Source organism: Pseudomonas sp. EA_65y_Pfl2_P74, assembly GCF_963970575.1.
Taxonomy (GTDB): domain Bacteria; phylum Pseudomonadota; class Gammaproteobacteria; order Pseudomonadales; family Pseudomonadaceae; genus Aquipseudomonas; species Aquipseudomonas baetica_A.
In genome coordinates, this window is record NZ_CAXAOQ010000015.1 from 89,142 (window position 1) to 104,647 (window position 15,506).

The window sequence follows — 15,506 nt, forward strand, 5'->3', positions numbered from 1 at the left end:
ATGGCTCGTCGTCGCCACCAGGAAGAACACGTCAACCACGAGCGCTGGCTCGTGTCCTACGCGGACTTCATCACCTTGCTGTTCGCGTTCTTCGTGGTGATGTACTCGATCTCGTCGATCAATGAAGGCAAGTACAAGGTCATTTCCGAAGCGCTGATCGGCGTCTTCACCGACTCCGACCGCTCGCTCAAGCCGATTCCGATTGGCGACGAACGACCCAAGACCGTGACCCCGGCCAAGCCGTTGGTCAAGGATGCCGATCAGGTCGACGCCGGTATCGCCGGTGCCAGTGATCCGCTGAAAAGCATCGCCGATGACATCAGCGCCGCGTTCGGCGACTTGATCGCCTCCAACCAGATGACCGTGCGCGGTAACGAGTTGTGGGTCGAGATCGAACTCAATTCCAGCCTGTTGTTCGGCAGCGGTGACGCCATGCCGAGTGACGTCGCCTTCAACATCATCGACAAGGTCGCGGCGATCCTCAAACCGTTCGACAACCCGATCCACGTCGAAGGTTTTACTGACGACCAGCCGATTCGCACTGCGCAGTACCCAACCAACTGGGAGCTGTCTTCGGCGCGCTCGGCGAGCATCGTGCGTATGTTGGCGATGCAGGGCGTGAACCCCGGTCGCCTGGCGTCGGTGGGTTACGGCCAATTCCAGCCGGTAGCCAACAACGCCACGGCCGAAGGCCGAGCGAAAAACCGTCGTGTGGTGCTGGTGGTGTCGCGAAATCTCGATGTGCGTCGCAGCCTTACGGGCACCGGAACGGCCAACGCCAAACCGGATGCCGCACTCAAGCGTGCTGGCACACAAACTGCACCGACCGTGGTCAAGACGCCGGGACGCGAGAGTGCCGTCAATTCTCCGTCGCCCGCATTAACACGCTGAGCTATGTCTCGGTCGAGCATATCGGCCGGGAGGAACGAACCGAATGAGAGTCTGGGCAGTCGCCAATCAAAAGGGTGGTGTTGGTAAAACCACATCTTCCATCGCTTTAGCCGGGTTGCTGGCCGAGGCGGGCAAGCGCGTGGTTGTGGTCGATCTCGACCCGCACGGCTCGATGACCAGCTATTTCGGCTATGACCCCGACAGCCTGGAACACAGCAACTACGATCTATTTCTGCACAAGGGCAGCGTGCCGCAAGGCCTGCCGGGGCAGTTGCTGCTGTCGACCAGCGACGAACGTATTTCCCTGCTGCCATCGAGCACCGCACTCGCGACCCTTGAGCGTCAGTCGCCGGGGCAGAGTGGTCTGGGGCTGGTGATCGCCAAGAGTCTGGCGCAGTTGTGGCAGGATTTCGATTACGCCGTGATCGACAGCCCACCGTTGCTCGGCGTGCTGATGGTCAACGCCCTCGCGGCGAGCCAGCAACTGGTGATTCCGGTGCAGACCGAGCATCTGGCGGTCAAAGGCCTGGAACGCATGGTCAACACCCTGGCAATGATCAACCGCTCGCGCAAACAGGCGCTGCCGTTCAGCATCGTGCCGACCCTGTTTGACCGCCGCACCCAGGCGTCGCTGGGCACCTTGCGCGTACTGCGCGACAAATTTCCGGACGAGATCTGGCAGGGTTACATCCCGGTCGATACGCGTCTGCGCGATGCCAGCCGTGCCGGTGTCACGCCGTCGCAATTCGACGGCAAGAGCCGTGGCGTGCTGGCCTACCGCGCGTTGCTCAAGCATCTGCTGGCGCAACAACTTGTTCCGCAGGTGGCCTGAGCATGAATCGGCCGCTGAAGTTGACGTCCAAGCCGCAGTTGGCTTTGCAGTCTTATCTGGACAGTTTGTTGGAGGAAATTCCCGACGAATTGCCGGCGCAGGTGGCGGCGCAGCCTGAGGTGATTGAAAGCGCTGAAGCGCTGGATGAATTTCAGGCGGCGGTACTGGAAGAGCAGGCGCGTGATGCACAAAAAGCTGTTGCGCCTGTGGCCGTGCCTGCCGTCGCACCCGTCGCCAAGGCGCCAGTGGCGTTGATCGAAGAAGCCGAACCGGTTCGCGCCTCGGTTTCGACGTTGGCACCGCTGCTGCAAACCCAATTGCTCAAGACCGCGCCAGAACCGGCAGTGATCGAGCCTGCACCGGTCGTCCCTGCACCCGTCGAACAGACGCTGGTCCCGCCACTGGTTGAAGTGCATCTGCCGCCGAGCAACACACCGCCACCGGTGGAAACCGACGGCCGTCCAGCGTGGGCATCGGAAGCTTTCGAATGTTTGCTGTTCGACGTTGCCGGATTGACGCTGGCGGTGCCGCTGGTGTGCCTCGGTTCGATCTATTCGCTGGCCGGTCACGAGCTGACGCCGCTGTTCGGTCAGCCAGAATGGTTTCTCGGGATCCTGCCGAGTCAGGCTGGAAACCTGAAAGTTCTCGATACCGCGCGGTGGGTCATGCCGGATCGCTATCGCGATGATTTCCGTCAGGGCTTGCAGTACGTGATTTCGGTACAAGGTTACGAGTGGGGCCTGGCGGTGCATCAGGTCAGTCGCTCGTTGCGTCTGGACCCGAATGAAATCAAATGGAGAAGTCACCGGGGTCAGCGGCCATGGCTCGCCGGCACGGTGATTGAGCACATGTGTGCATTGCTTGACGTTTCCGCGCTGGCCGAGTTGATCGCCAGCGGCGGGGCAAAGCAATTGGGCGGCAACAAGCCCCTACATAAACCGACATAGCAGCCGACATAACAAGTAGGCGATGGCATTGTTGAATGCCACCACACAGAACACACACCGCCCAGTGCGGTTTTTTCGAGGGGTCAGGGTATGAGTAGTCAGGCGACGAATGCAAAAGGTTCTGAAGATCCGATCCTGCAATGGGTGACCTTCAAACTGGACAACGAAACCTACGGCATCAACGTGATGCGCGTTCAGGAAGTCCTGCGTTACACCGAGATCGCTCCGGTGCCGGGTGCACCCAGCTACGTGCTGGGCATCATCAACCTGCGCGGTAACGTGGTCACCGTGATCGACACCCGCCAGCGCTTCGGCCTGAGCACCGGCGAGATCAGCGACAACACCCGTATCGTCATCATCGAAGCCGACAAGCAAGTGGTTGGCATCATGGTCGACAGCGTGGCCGAAGTGGTTTACCTGCGTCAGTCGGAAATCGAAACCGCACCGAACGTCGGTAACGAAGAATCGGCCAAGTTCATCCAGGGCGTGTGCAACAAGAACAACGAGTTGCTGATCCTGGTCGAGCTGGACAAGATGATGAGCGAAGAAGAATGGTCGGAACTGGAGAGCATCTGATTGATTCTCGAGGTGGCGGTCATTGTCCTGTTCCTTTTCTGGGCAGGCACGCTGGCAATGTTTCTGGCGTACATCAAGGCGCAAAAGGTTATCGCGGCACAACAGGCTCAGGGCGATGCGCTGCGTGATCAGCGCATCAAAGAGCTGGCCAAGCGTGTCGATGATTACCAGAACGGCAACGTGCGCATGGGTGAAGCCCTGCACGAGTTGCGCGCGGTCGTCGGTCCTTTGCCGGACAAGATTGTTCAGTTGGAACAGCGCGACCCTTCCAGCCTATCGTTCGCCCAGGCGGCGAAACTGGTGGGCATGGGCGCGAGCGTCGATGAGCTGACTCAGTCCTGTGGCTTGACCCAGGCTGAGGCGGAGTTGATGCGCAAGTTGCACAAGAGCAGCTAGAAGTTTCGAGTTTCGAGCGGCAAGCAATATCAAAAGATCGCAGCCTTCGACAGCGCCTACAGGGAAACTCATTCCAATGTAGGCGCTGGCGAAGCTGCGATTTTTTGCTTTTAGGCCTTAATCATCATCCCCTCGTTCGGTGACATCCTTCTCGACCATCGGCGCATCCGGATCATGCCCCTCGGGGAATTTCCCCTTCAGGTTCCACGCAAACGCGATGATCTCGGCAATGGTGCGATACAGCTCTTCGGGAATGCTGTCGCCCAGTTCCATGCGCGCCAGCAAGCGCACCAGTTCAGCGTTTTCATAAATCGGCACTTCGCAGTCGCGGGCAATGCGCAGGATTTCTTCGGCCAGTTCCTCGTCACCCTTGGCGGTGAGGGTCGGAGCGTGGTTGCCGTCGTATTTGAGGGCGATGGCCTGGCGTGGAGCGGTAGCGTCGTTCATGCAGTTTCATCAACCCAGCGGTGTTCGAGACGGGTTTGGTTGCCTTGCGGCGGGGTGCCGTGGTGGCAGTCGAGATCGCCGACATTCAAGCCGCGATCCAGCAGGCGCTGGCGTAGCGCGGCCAGATTGTTTTCGATCAGGTCAGCGGTGTAAGGACGTTCGGCCCAGAGCTGACTCGACAGGCTGCCACTGATCAACTGCGCCTGAATCTGCATGGGCCCCAGCGGTTCCATGTCGAACGCCAGATCGACGCGCCACAATTGTTGCCTGGGTTCGCGTTCGTCGCGGCGCTCGTTGGATTGAGGCTCTTTTTCCGGCGCCTCTTCGCGCTGGAACTTGACCTGCAGCGGCACGATGTCCTGCAGGTTGCGCATGGGGATTTCCAGTTGCCAGGTGCTGAGCAGGCGCCCGTCATCGGTGACGCCAGTCTGTTCCAGGCTCGACAACTGATGGCTTTGCAGGCGTGAAACCGCAGCGGCCGCCAGGCGCAACAGATGCTCCAGATCGCCTTCGCCTTCCAGGCTTTGCAGCAAGCGGTCGGGCAGCGGAAAGCCGCCGGGCACCGGTTTGGCACTGACCTGGCCGAGGGTGCCGAGGGCGTTGCGCACGAAGCTCGGCAGCGCTTGCGCCAGTGTGTTGGCGGCGAGGATAGCGTTGAAACTGGTGCTGCTCGGCAACCCAGGCGTCAGTTGCGCGATCAGCTTGAGCAGATCGGCTTTCATGTCCGGAGCCAGCGTCGGGGTTTGTCCGGTCAGCAGTTTCGCTTCGAGGAACGCGCCGCTGTTGGCCAGCGCCAAGGCAACGCCTTTGGCCGTGCTCATTTGCTGCACATCCGGCAGGCCGGCGAGCAGTTTGTTGACGGCGGCGCGCACATCCGCCGACGTCTGATCGGTGGCTGGCGGCAGGCTTTGCAGCACCTTCAACAATCCATCCAGCGAACCTTGGCGGCTTTGCTGACCGACCAGTTGCTGGCTCACCGCCAATTGCTCCTGACGACTGCTCAGCGGTACGAATGTAAGGGTTTGGGAATCCTGTACCCGTGCCGAAAGCAAGGTGCCGATGCGCAGCGGCTGTGGGCTGTCGACGGTCAACGTGCTGCCGCTTAGCGCGGTATTGAGCAGGCTGACCATCGAACGAAAAACCGTCGCTTGCCCCGGTGGCTGCGGCAACGCCTGCGAAGTCACCACTTTGCCCTGTAGCAATGTGCCGACCGGCAATTGCGCGGTATCGATGCGGGTGAGGGTGGCGACGCTGCTGGCAATCGCCTGCTGCACGGTAATCGCCAGATTGCCCGCCGACGGCTGAGTGATCGCCAGGCTGGTGCCTTGCGCCAACGGCAGGTTGCTGGTCGCTTGCACGGTGGTTTGCCGACCGCTGTCGAGGGTCACCTTGAGCAGCAGTTGAAAGGTCTGATCCGCCTGTTTGAGCGATAACACCTCGGCCTTGGCGCTCTGGCCGGCACCGATCAAGCCTTCGACCGGGGTCAGCAGTTTGAGCAACTCACCCACCTGCGGGCGAGCATTCGCCGGGGTGGTTGGCGGGAGCGGGAGGATGTTCATTTCGCCTGTCATACGCGGACACAACCTGAGGAAATTGCACTCTTGAGAGTAAGGCACGGCATGTATAATGCCGCCCGTCTTGCGCTTCGTTCAAAAAACATAGCAATTGTTTGACGCAGCTCTCTAGATCGAGCCGTCAATGCATCTATGCTGCATCTCTTTAACGGCCGTGCCAGAGCCGACTTGAACCGTATAAGGCCCGTGATCCCTTGACCAGTCCTGTCCTGCAAACTGTTGCCCTCGCGTGTGAACGTGATCTGCGGCTGCTTTTCGAAAATCTCGAATTGAGGCTGGCCAGTGGCGATATGGTGCAGATCAGCGGGCCCAACGGCAGCGGTAAAACCAGTCTTTTGCGGTTGTTGTCCGGTTTGATGCAGCCGACCAGCGGCCAGGTGTTGCTCAACGGTCAGCCCCTGACCGAACAGCCGGCCGAACTGGCGCGCAACCTGTTGTGGATCGGCCACGCCGCCGGAATCAAGGATCTGCTGACCCCGGAAGAAAATCTGTCCTGGCTTTGCGCCCTGCATCAACCCGCCGAACGCGAGTCGATCTGGCAAGCGCTGGCAGCCGTAGGATTGCGCGGATTCGAAGATGTTCCCTGTCACACGCTTTCCGCCGGGCAACAACGCCGCGTGGCGCTGGCGCGGTTGTATCTCGACAGCCCACCACTGTGGATTCTCGACGAACCCTTCACCGCCCTCGACAAGCAGGGCGTGGCGCAACTCGAAGCGCATCTGGCGAGCCACTGCGAACGCGGAGGCCTCGTTGTATTGACCACACACCACACACTGAGCCGGATGCCGGCCGGTTATCGCGACATCGATCTGGGGAACTGGGCTGTATGAGTGTGTTTGGCCTGCTGGTTGCCCGTGAATCCCGACTGCTGTTTCGCCGCCCGGCGGAACTGGCCAATCCGCTGATTTTCTTCGCCATCGTCATCGCGTTGTTCCCGCTGGCCGTCGGCCCGGAAACTCAAGTGTTGCAAAACCTGTCCCCGGGGTTAGTCTGGGTGGCGGCGCTTTTGTCGGTCCTGCTCTCGCTGGACGGGCTGTTTCGCAGTGACTTCGAAGACGGCTCCCTTGAGCAGTGGGTCCTTTCGTCGCACCCGCTATCACTTCTGGTCTTGGCCAAGGTGCTGGCACACTGGCTTTTCTCCGGTCTGGCACTGGTTCTGCTCTCGCCCTTACTGGCGTTGATGCTGGGTTTACCTGCCGCGTGTCTGCCGGTTTTGTTGCTTTCGTTGTTGCTGGGCACACCGGTGCTGAGCTTGCTCGGTGCGGTGGGCGCGGCACTGACGGTCGGTTTGAAGCGTGGCGGCCTGTTGCTGGCGCTGCTGATTCTGCCGTTGTACATCCCGGTATTGATCCTCGGCAGTGGCGCCTTGCAGGCGGCGTTGCAAGGCATGCCGGCGACCGGGTATCTGCTGTGGCTGGGTAGCCTGACCGCCCTGGCGATCACCCTGACACCGTTTGCAATAGCTGCTGGCCTGAAGATCAGCGTCGGCGAATAATAATGAGGTCTGATCATTTTTTGATCGCTTTTTTTTAAAGAAAAAGCATGACCCTTTGCCAGCTCGCGACGATGAGCGGCACCCGTGATGGAAACAGTATGAACTGGACCTGGTTTCACAAGCTCGGCTCGCCCAAGTGGTTTTACGGCATCAGCAGCAAGTTGCTGCCGTGGCTGAGCATCGCAGCGTTGCTGCTGATTGGCGTCGGCGTGGTCTGGGGCTTGGCCTTCGCGCCGCCGGACTATCAGCAAGGCAACAGCTTTCGCATCATCTATATCCACGTGCCCGCTGCGATGCTCGCTCAGTCGATCTACGTGATGCTGGCGGTGTGCGGTGTGGTCGGGCTGGTGTGGAAGATGAAACTGGCCGACGTCGCCCTGCAATGCGCCGCTCCGATCGGCGCGTGGATGACTGCCGTGGCGCTGGTGACCGGGGCGATCTGGGGTAAACCGACCTGGGGGTCGTGGTGGGTCTGGGATGCGCGGCTGACTTCAATGCTGATTCTGCTGTTCCTGTATTTCGGCGTGATCGCATTGGGCAATGCGATCAGCAACCGCGACAGCGCCGCCAAGGCCTGCGCGGTGCTGGCCATCGTCGGCGTGATCAACATCCCGATCATCAAGTACTCGGTGGAGTGGTGGAACACCCTGCACCAGGGCGCGACCTTCACCCTCACCGAAAAACCGGCGATGCCGGCCGAGATGTGGCTGCCGCTGCTGCTGACGGTGCTGGGTTTCTACTGCTTCTTCGGCGCCGTGCTGTTGCTGCGCATGCGCCTTGAAGTGCTCAAACGTGAAGCCCGCGCCAGTTGGGTTAAAGAAGAAGTGCAGAACAGTCTGGAGGCCTCGCGATGATTTTTGCTTCATTCGGCGATTTCCTCGCCATGGGCCATCATGGCCTGTATGTCTGGTCGGCCTACGGCATCTGTCTGGCGGTGCTGATCTACAACGTGGTGAAGCCCATCGCGGCCCGCAAGCACTATTTGCAACAAGAGGCGCGTCGTCTGCGCCGGGAGAACGGCAAGTGAATCCGCTGCGCAAAAAACGTCTGATCATCATTCTGGCCATTCTGGTCGGGGTCGGCGCTGCCGTCGGCCTGGCCTTGAGCGCCCTGCAGCAGAACATCAATCTGTTTTACACCCCGACCCAGATCGCCAACGGCGAAGCACCGCACGACACGCGCATCCGTGCCGGCGGCATGGTCGAGAAGGGCTCGCTGCAACGTTCGCCGGACTCGCTGGACGTCAAATTCGTCGTCACCGACTTCAACAAAGCCGTGACCATCACCTATCGCGGCATCCTCCCGGATCTGTTCCGCGAAGGGCAGGGCATCGTGGCCCTGGGCAAGATCAACGCCGATGGCGTGGTCGTCGCCGATGAAGTGCTGGCCAAGCACGACGAGAAGTACATGCCGCCGGAAGTAACCAAAGCGTTGAAAGACAGCGGTCAATCCGCGCCGACTCAAGCGAAGGAGGGTTGATCGATGACTTCGGCGATTTTTATTCCTGAGTTGGGTCATCTGGCGATGATTCTGGCGCTGTGTTTTGCGCTGGTGCAGGCCGTGGTGCCGCTGTTCGGTGCCTGGCGCGGCGACCGTTTGTGGATGGGCCTGGCCCAACCGGCGGCGTGGGGGCAGTTCGCGTTTCTGGTGTTTGCCTTCGGCTGCCTGACCTACGCCTTCATGACCGACGACTTCTCCGTGGCCTACGTTGCGATGAACTCCAACAGCGCCTTGCCGTGGTACTACAAATTCAGCGCCGTGTGGGGCGCCCACGAAGGTTCGTTGCTGTTGTGGGCGCTGATCCTAGGCGGCTGGACCTTCGCCGTGTCGGTATTTTCCCGCCAGTTGCCACAAGTCATGCTCGCCCGCGTATTGGCGGTGATGGGCATGATCAGCACCGGTTTCCTGCTGTTTCTGATCCTGACGTCGAACCCGTTCTCGCGCATCCTGCCGCAAATTCCGGCGGACGGTCGCGACCTCAATCCATTGCTGCAAGACATCGGCCTGATCGTCCATCCGCCGATGCTGTACATGGGTTATGTCGGTTTCTCGGTAGCCTTTGCCTTCGCCATCGCCGCACTGCTGGGGGGGCGTCTCGATGCCGCGTGGGCGCGTTGGTCGCGGCCATGGACCATCGTCGCCTGGGCCTTCCTCGGCATCGGCATCACGCTCGGTTCGTGGTGGGCCTACTACGAACTCGGCTGGGGCGGCTGGTGGTTCTGGGATCCGGTGGAAAACGCCTCGTTCATGCCCTGGCTGGTCGGCACCGCGTTGATTCACTCGCTGGCGGTCACGGAAAAACGTGGTGTGTTCAAGAGCTGGACCGTGTTGCTGGCGATTGCTGCGTTCTCGTTGAGCCTGCTCGGTACCTTCCTCGTGCGTTCCGGCGTGCTGACTTCGGTACATGCGTTCGCCTCCGACCCGGAGCGCGGCGTGTTCATCCTGATTTTCCTGCTGTTCGTGGTCGGCGGTTCGCTGACGCTGTTTGCGTTGCGCGCGCCGGTGGTCAAGAGCCAGGTCGGCTTTAACCTGTGGTCGCGGGAAACCCTGCTGCTGGGCAACAATCTGGTATTGGTTGTGGCAGCGTCGATGATTCTGCTCGGCACGTTGTACCCGCTGATTCTTGATGCCATCAGCGGCGCCAAACTGTCGGTCGGCCCGCCGTACTTCAACGCGCTGTTCATTCCATTGATGGCGTTGTTGATGATGGTGATGGCGGTTGGCGTGATCGTCCGTTGGAAAGACACCCCGGTGAAATGGCTGGCAAGCATGCTGACCCCGGTGTTGCTGGGCAGCGTCGCGCTGGCGGTGGTCGCCGGTGTCGCTTACGGCGATTTCAACTGGGCCGTTATCGCAACCTTCCTGCTCGCCGCGTGGGTGTTGCTTGCCGGCGTGCGCGATATTTTCGACAAGACTCGCCACAAAGGTCTGATCAAAGGTCTGCCGACCCTGACCCGCAGTTATTGGGGCATGCAGATCGCCCACCTCGGCATCGCCGTTTGCGCGCTGGGCGTGGTGTTGTCGAGCCAGAACAGTGCCGAACGCGACCTGCGTCTGGCGCCGGGCGAATCGATGGATCTGGCCGGTTATCACTTCGTCTTCGAAGGCGCCAAACACTTCGAAGGGCCGAATTTCACCTCCGACAGAGGCACCATTCGGGTGATCCGCGACGGCAAGGAAGTCAGTGTATTGCACCCGGAAAAACGCCTGTACACCGTACAGAGTTCGATGATGACCGAAGCCGGGATTGACGCCGGTTTCACCCGTGACCTCTACGTCGCCCTCGGTGAGCCGCTGGAAAACGGCGCGTGGGCGGTACGGGTTCACGTCAAACCGTTCGTGCGCTGGATCTGGTTCGGCGGTCTGCTGACCGGTCTGGGCGGATTGCTCGCGGCGCTGGATCGACGTTATCGGGTCAAGGTGAAATCCAAAGTGCGTGAAGCGCTGGGCATGACGGGAGCGGCTGCATGAGACGTTGGTTGATGCTGGTACCCCTGGCGCTTTTCCTGCTGGTGGCGGTGTTTCTGTATCGCGGTCTGTACCTCGATCCGGCAGAGCTGCCGTCGGCGATGATCAACAAGCCGTTCCCGGAGTTTTCGCTGCCGGCGGTTCAGGGCGACAAGACCCTGACCAAGGCTGACATCCTCGGCAAACCGGCGTTGGTTAACGTCTGGGGCACCTGGTGCATTTCCTGCCGGGTCGAGCATCCGGTGCTGAACAAACTCGCCGAGCGTGGCGTGTTGATCTACGGGATCAACTACAAGGACGTCAACGCCGATGCCTTGAAGTGGCTGGCCGAATTCCACAATCCGTATCAACTGGACATCCGTGACGACGAAGGCTCGCTGGGGCTGAACCTCGGTGTCTACGGCGCGCCGGAAACCTTCTTCATCGACGCCAAGGGCATCATCCGCGACAAGTACGTCGGTGTGATCGACGAACAGGTCTGGCGCGAAAAACTCGCGGCCAAGTATCAGGCGCTGGTCGATGAGGCCAAGCCATGAAGCGTTTTTTAGCGGCTATTGTGTTGGGCTTGAACCTGGTCGGTGTGGCCCATGCCGCGATCGACACCTACGAGTTCGCCAAGGAAGGTGATCGCGAACGTTTCCGCGAACTGACCAAGGAACTGCGTTGCCCCAAATGCCAGAACCAGGACATCGCCGATTCCAATGCACCGATTGCCGCTGACCTGCGCAAAGAGATTTTCCGCATGCTCGGCGAGGGCAAGGACAACCAGCAGATCATCGATTTCATGGTGGATCGCTACGGCGATTTCGTCCGCTACAAACCCGCACTCAACGCCAAGACCGCGCTGCTGTGGTTCGGCCCGGCCGGCCTGCTGCTCGGTGGTTTCGTGGTGATCGCGGTGATCGTCCGCCGCCGTCGCGCACAACGCGCCGACACCCCGCAATCGCTGTCTACCGAAGAGCGTCAGCGCCTCGACCAACTGTTGGATAAAAACCAAGAATGATTGATTTCTGGCTTGCCGCAGGGCTGTTGCTTCTGGTCGCCCTGAGTTTTCTGCTGATCCCTGTATTGCGTGAACGCCGCGCCCAGCGTGAAGAGGATCGTACTGCCCTCAACGTTGCGTTGTATCAGGAACGTGTCGCCGAGTTGCAATCGCAGCAGGCCGAAGGTGTGCTGGATGCCGCGCAAATGGACAGCGGCCGCGCCGAAGCCGCGCGTGAATTGCTCGCCGACACCGAAGGCGTTACCGCGCCGCGTGTCTCGAAACTGGGTAAACCGCTGCCGCTGCTGGCCGCCGTGTTGGTGCCAGTGTTGGGTTTGGCCCTGTACCTGCACTTCGGCGCCGCCGACAAGGTCGAATTGACCCGCGAATTCGCCCAGGCACCGCAGTCGATGGAAGAAATGACCCTGCGTCTGGAACGTGCCGTTGCGGCACAACCGGATTCTGCTGAAGGTCTGTATTTCTTGGGTCGTACCTACATGGCTCAGGAGCGTCCGGCGGACGCGGCGAAGATGTTTGAACGTGCCGCCAATCTCGCTGGTCGCCAACCGGAACTGCTCGGCCAGTGGGCGCAGGCGCAGTATTTCGCCGATGGCAAAAAATGGTCGAGCAAGATCCAGGCCCTGACCGATGAAGCGCTGAAGGCCGATCCAAAGGAAGTCACCAGCCTTGGTCTGCTCGGCATCGCCGCGTTCGAAGGCGAGCGTTATCAGGAGGCCATCGACTACTGGAACCGTTTGCTGGCGCAATTGCCTGCGAGCGACAAATCCCGCGAAGCGCTGCAAGGCGGGATCGAACGTGCCGCCGAGCGCCTGCAAGCCAGCGGCGGCAAGGTTGCCCAGGCACCGGCTGCCAAGCCTGCCGCACGGCTTAAGGTACGCGTCGATGTGGCTAATGAACTCAAAGACAAGGTGCAACCGGGCGACAGCGTGTTCATTTTCGCCCGCGCCACGTCCGGGCCACCGGCACCGCTGGCGGCCAAGCGCCTGACCGTGGCCGATCTGCCGGTCACGGTCGAACTGGGCGATGCCGACGCCATGATGCCGCAGTTGAAACTGTCGAACTTCCCTGAAGTCCAACTGGTTGCGCGCATCTCCCGTGCCGGTCAGCCGACCGCCGGTGAGTGGGTTGGCCGCAGCGGCCCGCTGGCCAGCAGCACCACCGCGCTGCAAAAACTGACCATCGACAGCCCGGACAAGTAACCGGGCAACACAGGAAAGCACCGCTATGCACACCATCGCCCGAATCACGGTTCTCACATTGGCCCTGGGCTTGAGTGCATGTGCGGTGCAACGACCGGAACGGACCACCCACCTGCCGCCGATTCCGCCGTCACAACCCAGCCCGACCCCTTCGACCTCGCCGATACCGGGCAAAAGCATTCCGGCCAAACCGGCCAAACCTGTCCCGCGCACCTCGGCCAGCTTCGCCCCGCCACCGGGCGGCAACAGCCATTGGGATCAGAAACTCGGCGTTTATGTGCTTGACGACCAGTCCGACACGTTCTACCGCCAGCGCACCTACTATCGCTGGAACAACGGCTGGAGCCGCTCGATCAGCCCCAACGGCCCATGGGAAGACACCGACATCCACGGCGTGCCACCGGGGCTGGGCAAGCAGTTCGGGCAGTGATGAAAAACGGCGATCCCTGGATCGCCGTTGTGCTGTCTGTGGCTGCAATCAATCACACTCTGTAAAACAACCGGACGTCGCTCTTTGGATTTCTGTGCTTGAGTAAAGATAACTCTAGGGTTACTTTTAATGGGCCAGGGCAAGGAGGCGGTTGGTGCAGAGCAGGTTATTGATCAAGGAGCTGGAGGAGGCGGGTTGGACGCTGGACAGGATTACCGGCAGTCATCACCTCTTCAGGCACCGCTACAACCCATACACGATTCCCGTTCCTCACCCGAAAAAGGATTTGCCGTTGGGGACGGTCAAAAGCATCAGGAGGCGTGCCGGGTTGTACAACCCGCCAGCCAGTTTCGAAGGAGATCCATAATGCAATATCCAATCTGCATCGAGTGGGGCGATGAGAACACCGCCATCGGTATTCAGATCCCCGATATTCCCGGCGCCGTGACGGCAGGGGATAGCTTTGAAGATGCCTACAATGCAGCCGTTGAAATCGCCCACATCATGTTGCAGGAGATTGCGGCGGACGGAGAGGCGATTCCGATGCCGACCTCTGCTGCGGCGCATCGCAACAATCCGGAGTTCGCCGGGATGGGCTGGGGCATGCTGGAGCTGGATATCTCGCCATACCTGGGCAAGACCGAGAAGGTCAACGTGACCCTGCCCGGTTATGTGATTCAGCGAATCGACCGCTATGTGCGCGAACACAACGTCAAAAGCCGCTCCTCCTTTCTGGCGGATGCGGCGATGGAGAAGCTGGTCAGGTATTGAAAAGCATCGCGGGCCAGTTGGCCTGCGATGCTTTTTACGTGTTACGCAGTCGCCAGCGATCGCCGTTGCGATGCACCCAAAAAACGCAACAACGCCAACAATGGAAACGCACTGCCAACAATCACGATCCACAACCAGCCGCCATGCTCGAACACCGCGCTGGCGACCGACGAGCCGAAGGCGCCGCCGATGAAGATGCTGGTCATGTACAGCGCGTTCAAGCGACCACGGCTTTTCGCGTCCAGCGAGTACACCGCACGCTGGCCAAGCACCATGTTCATCTGTACGCAGAAGTCCAATACCACGCCGGTCACGGCCAGGCCGATCACGCTGTAGGCCGGGTGGATGAAGGCGGGCAGGAAGCTCAGGCTGGCGAACAGCATCGCCAGCAGCGAAGCGATGCGAGTGTGGCCAGCGTCGGCCAGGCGTCCGCTGATGGGGGCGGCGATGGCACCGATGGCGCCGACCAGGGCGAAGATCGCGATCTCGCTTTGTGACAGGCCGTGGTTGCGCGCCAACTCAAGTGGTACCGCTGTCCAGAACAGGCTGAACGTGGCAAACATGCACCCCTGATAAAACGCGCGCTGACGCAGCACCGGTTGTTGGCGCAGCAGCGTCCACAGCGAACCGAGCAGTTGCCCGTAAGAGGCGCTGTGATCCGGTTGGCGCTTGGGCACGGTCAGTGCCAGCACCACGCTGATCGCCGCCATCAATGCTGCCGCAATCATGAACATCGCCCGCCAGCCGAAATGATCGGCAACCACGCTCGACACCGGCCGCGCCAGCAGGATACCCAGCAGCAGACCACCCATGATTGCGCCGACGACGCGCCCGCGAGATTCCTCCGGCGCCAGATGCGCGGCCAGCGGAATCAGGATCTGTACCGACACGGAACTGAAACCCACGAGCAGCGAGATCAGCAAAAACACGTTGGGCTGATCGGTAAATGCGGCGCCGAGCAGGCTGGCAATCGCCACCACCGTGGTGATGATCATCAACCGACGGTTTTCCAGCAGATCGCCCAGCGGCACCAGAAAGAACAGGCCCAGCGCATAACCGATTTGCGTCAGCGAGACGATGAAGCTGGCCATGGTGTCGGAGAGGCCAAGGTCCGGCGCAATCAGGCCGATGATCGGCTGGGCGTAGTAGATGTTGGCAACGATGGCGCCGCAGCAGAAGGCGAACAGCAGCACCATACCTCGGGTCATTGCGTGAGTGGCGGTGGTCATAAGGTTTCTCGATCCAGCGAAAGGGAATGCGCAGAGGCTATGGGACAAATCGTATTGGCAGAAGAGGCCTTCGGTTGATATCGATTATTTCTTTGAGCAATGAATGGCTGCAGTCAGGTGGTTACCACCTCGGTGAACCTTGCGTTCGACCATTGAGCGTCGATGATACATTCAGCTACATCTTCTTCAGTAGCGTGCGTATGTTTACTGCTGCGCTTTACTGTTCGTCATAGGGGACATGGTGGTGA

General features: G+C 60.5%; 20 protein-coding genes. 17 read left to right on the forward strand and 3 right to left on the reverse strand.

All coding sequences use genetic code 11. From position 1 onward, the window contains the following. From motD to AACY18_RS14350, 5 genes are all read left to right on the forward strand, one after another. Window positions 1-891: a flagellar motor protein MotD gene (gene motD, locus AACY18_RS14330; RefSeq protein ID WP_339433594.1), complete on the forward strand. Its 891-nt coding sequence runs from the start codon at window positions 1-3 to the stop codon at window positions 889-891. Between the two features lie 43 nt (window positions 892-934). After that, window positions 935-1,723, forward strand: coding sequence for a ParA family protein (locus AACY18_RS14335; protein ID WP_339433595.1), 789 nt, complete (start codon window positions 935-937; stop codon window positions 1,721-1,723). Window positions 1,724-1,725: 2 nt separating this feature from the next. Next, a complete protein-coding gene (locus AACY18_RS14340; protein ID WP_339433596.1) occupies window positions 1,726-2,670 on the forward strand; it encodes a CheW domain-containing protein in 945 nt (314 codons plus the stop codon). A 90-nt stretch (window positions 2,671-2,760) separates the two neighbouring features. Next, window positions 2,761-3,246 (forward strand): chemotaxis protein CheW, encoded by a 486-nt coding sequence (locus AACY18_RS14345; protein ID WP_095050193.1) that lies wholly within the window; start codon window positions 2,761-2,763, stop codon window positions 3,244-3,246. Next, on the forward strand, window positions 3,247-3,642 hold the full coding sequence (locus AACY18_RS14350; RefSeq protein ID WP_339433597.1) for a DUF2802 domain-containing protein: 396 nt from the start codon (window positions 3,247-3,249) through the stop codon (window positions 3,640-3,642). A 117-nt stretch (window positions 3,643-3,759) separates the two neighbouring features. Here the strand turns inward: AACY18_RS14350 and AACY18_RS14355 are convergent, their stop codons facing one another. Both AACY18_RS14355 and fliK read right to left on the reverse strand, forming a co-directional pair. Beyond that, window positions 3,760-4,089 (reverse strand): EscU/YscU/HrcU family type III secretion system export apparatus switch protein, encoded by a 330-nt coding sequence (locus AACY18_RS14355; protein ID WP_339465212.1) that lies wholly within the window; start codon window positions 4,087-4,089, stop codon window positions 3,760-3,762. Continuing rightward, complete coding sequence (fliK, locus tag AACY18_RS14360; protein ID WP_339465213.1) at window positions 4,086-5,660, reverse strand: flagellar hook-length control protein FliK; 1,575 nt, start codon at window positions 5,658-5,660, stop codon at window positions 4,086-4,088. Before fliK ends, AACY18_RS14355 begins: the two co-directional genes overlap by 4 nt. 197 nt (window positions 5,661-5,857) lie before the next feature. Between fliK and ccmA the strand changes: the two genes are divergently transcribed. The 12 genes from ccmA to AACY18_RS14420 all read left to right on the forward strand — a co-directional run bounded on the left by ccmA (window position 5,858) and on the right by AACY18_RS14420 (window position 14,029). Next, window positions 5,858-6,493: a cytochrome c biogenesis heme-transporting ATPase CcmA gene (gene ccmA / locus AACY18_RS14365; RefSeq protein WP_339433611.1), complete on the forward strand. Its 636-nt coding sequence runs from the start codon at window positions 5,858-5,860 to the stop codon at window positions 6,491-6,493. Continuing rightward, window positions 6,490-7,158 carry a heme exporter protein CcmB gene (ccmB, locus tag AACY18_RS14370; protein ID WP_339465214.1) on the forward strand — a complete coding sequence of 223 codons (669 nt, stop codon included), beginning with the start codon at window positions 6,490-6,492 and terminating at the stop codon, window positions 7,156-7,158. Before ccmA ends, ccmB begins: the two co-directional genes overlap by 4 nt. Before the next feature lie 98 nt (window positions 7,159-7,256). Then, entirely contained in the window at window positions 7,257-8,012 is a 756-nt protein-coding gene (locus AACY18_RS14375; RefSeq protein WP_221731949.1) for a heme ABC transporter permease, read from the forward strand. Beyond that, window positions 8,009-8,185, forward strand: coding sequence for a heme exporter protein CcmD (gene ccmD, locus AACY18_RS14380; RefSeq protein WP_339465215.1), 177 nt, complete (start codon window positions 8,009-8,011; stop codon window positions 8,183-8,185). The genes AACY18_RS14375 and ccmD overlap by 4 nt, the downstream gene beginning before the upstream one ends. Next, window positions 8,182-8,637 carry a cytochrome c maturation protein CcmE gene (ccmE, locus tag AACY18_RS14385; RefSeq protein WP_339433612.1) on the forward strand — a complete coding sequence of 152 codons (456 nt, stop codon included), beginning with the start codon at window positions 8,182-8,184 and terminating at the stop codon, window positions 8,635-8,637. Before ccmD ends, ccmE begins: the two co-directional genes overlap by 4 nt. Window positions 8,638-8,640: 3 nt before the next feature. Beyond that, window positions 8,641-10,629 (forward strand): heme lyase CcmF/NrfE family subunit, encoded by a 1,989-nt coding sequence (locus tag AACY18_RS14390; protein WP_339433613.1) that lies wholly within the window; start codon window positions 8,641-8,643, stop codon window positions 10,627-10,629. Further along, the gene (locus AACY18_RS14395; RefSeq protein ID WP_339433614.1) at window positions 10,626-11,162 is read left to right on the forward strand and encodes a DsbE family thiol:disulfide interchange protein; all 537 of its coding nucleotides are present in this window, start codon (window positions 10,626-10,628) and stop codon (window positions 11,160-11,162) included. Before AACY18_RS14390 ends, AACY18_RS14395 begins: the two co-directional genes overlap by 4 nt. Continuing rightward, window positions 11,159-11,629 (forward strand): cytochrome c-type biogenesis protein, encoded by a 471-nt coding sequence (locus AACY18_RS14400; RefSeq protein WP_339465216.1) that lies wholly within the window; start codon window positions 11,159-11,161, stop codon window positions 11,627-11,629. Before AACY18_RS14395 ends, AACY18_RS14400 begins: the two co-directional genes overlap by 4 nt. After that, on the forward strand, window positions 11,626-12,828 hold the full coding sequence (gene ccmI, locus AACY18_RS14405; protein WP_339433615.1) for a c-type cytochrome biogenesis protein CcmI: 1,203 nt from the start codon (window positions 11,626-11,628) through the stop codon (window positions 12,826-12,828). The genes AACY18_RS14400 and ccmI overlap by 4 nt, the downstream gene beginning before the upstream one ends. Window positions 12,829-12,853: 25 nt before the next feature. Then, window positions 12,854-13,258 (forward strand): hypothetical protein, encoded by a 405-nt coding sequence (locus AACY18_RS14410; protein ID WP_339433616.1) that lies wholly within the window; start codon window positions 12,854-12,856, stop codon window positions 13,256-13,258. A gap of 154 nt (window positions 13,259-13,412) precedes the next feature. Then, entirely contained in the window at window positions 13,413-13,625 is a 213-nt protein-coding gene (locus AACY18_RS14415; RefSeq protein ID WP_221731942.1) for a type II toxin-antitoxin system HicA family toxin, read from the forward strand. Then, entirely contained in the window at window positions 13,625-14,029 is a 405-nt protein-coding gene (locus tag AACY18_RS14420; protein ID WP_221731941.1) for a type II toxin-antitoxin system HicB family antitoxin, read from the forward strand. Before AACY18_RS14415 ends, AACY18_RS14420 begins: the two co-directional genes overlap by 1 nt. A gap of 41 nt (window positions 14,030-14,070) precedes the next feature. Here the strand turns inward: AACY18_RS14420 and AACY18_RS14425 are convergent, their stop codons facing one another. Further along, window positions 14,071-15,258 carry an MFS transporter gene (locus AACY18_RS14425; RefSeq protein WP_339433617.1) on the reverse strand — a complete coding sequence of 396 codons (1,188 nt, stop codon included), beginning with the start codon at window positions 15,256-15,258 and terminating at the stop codon, window positions 14,071-14,073. Between the last annotated feature and the right edge of the window lie 248 nt (window positions 15,259-15,506).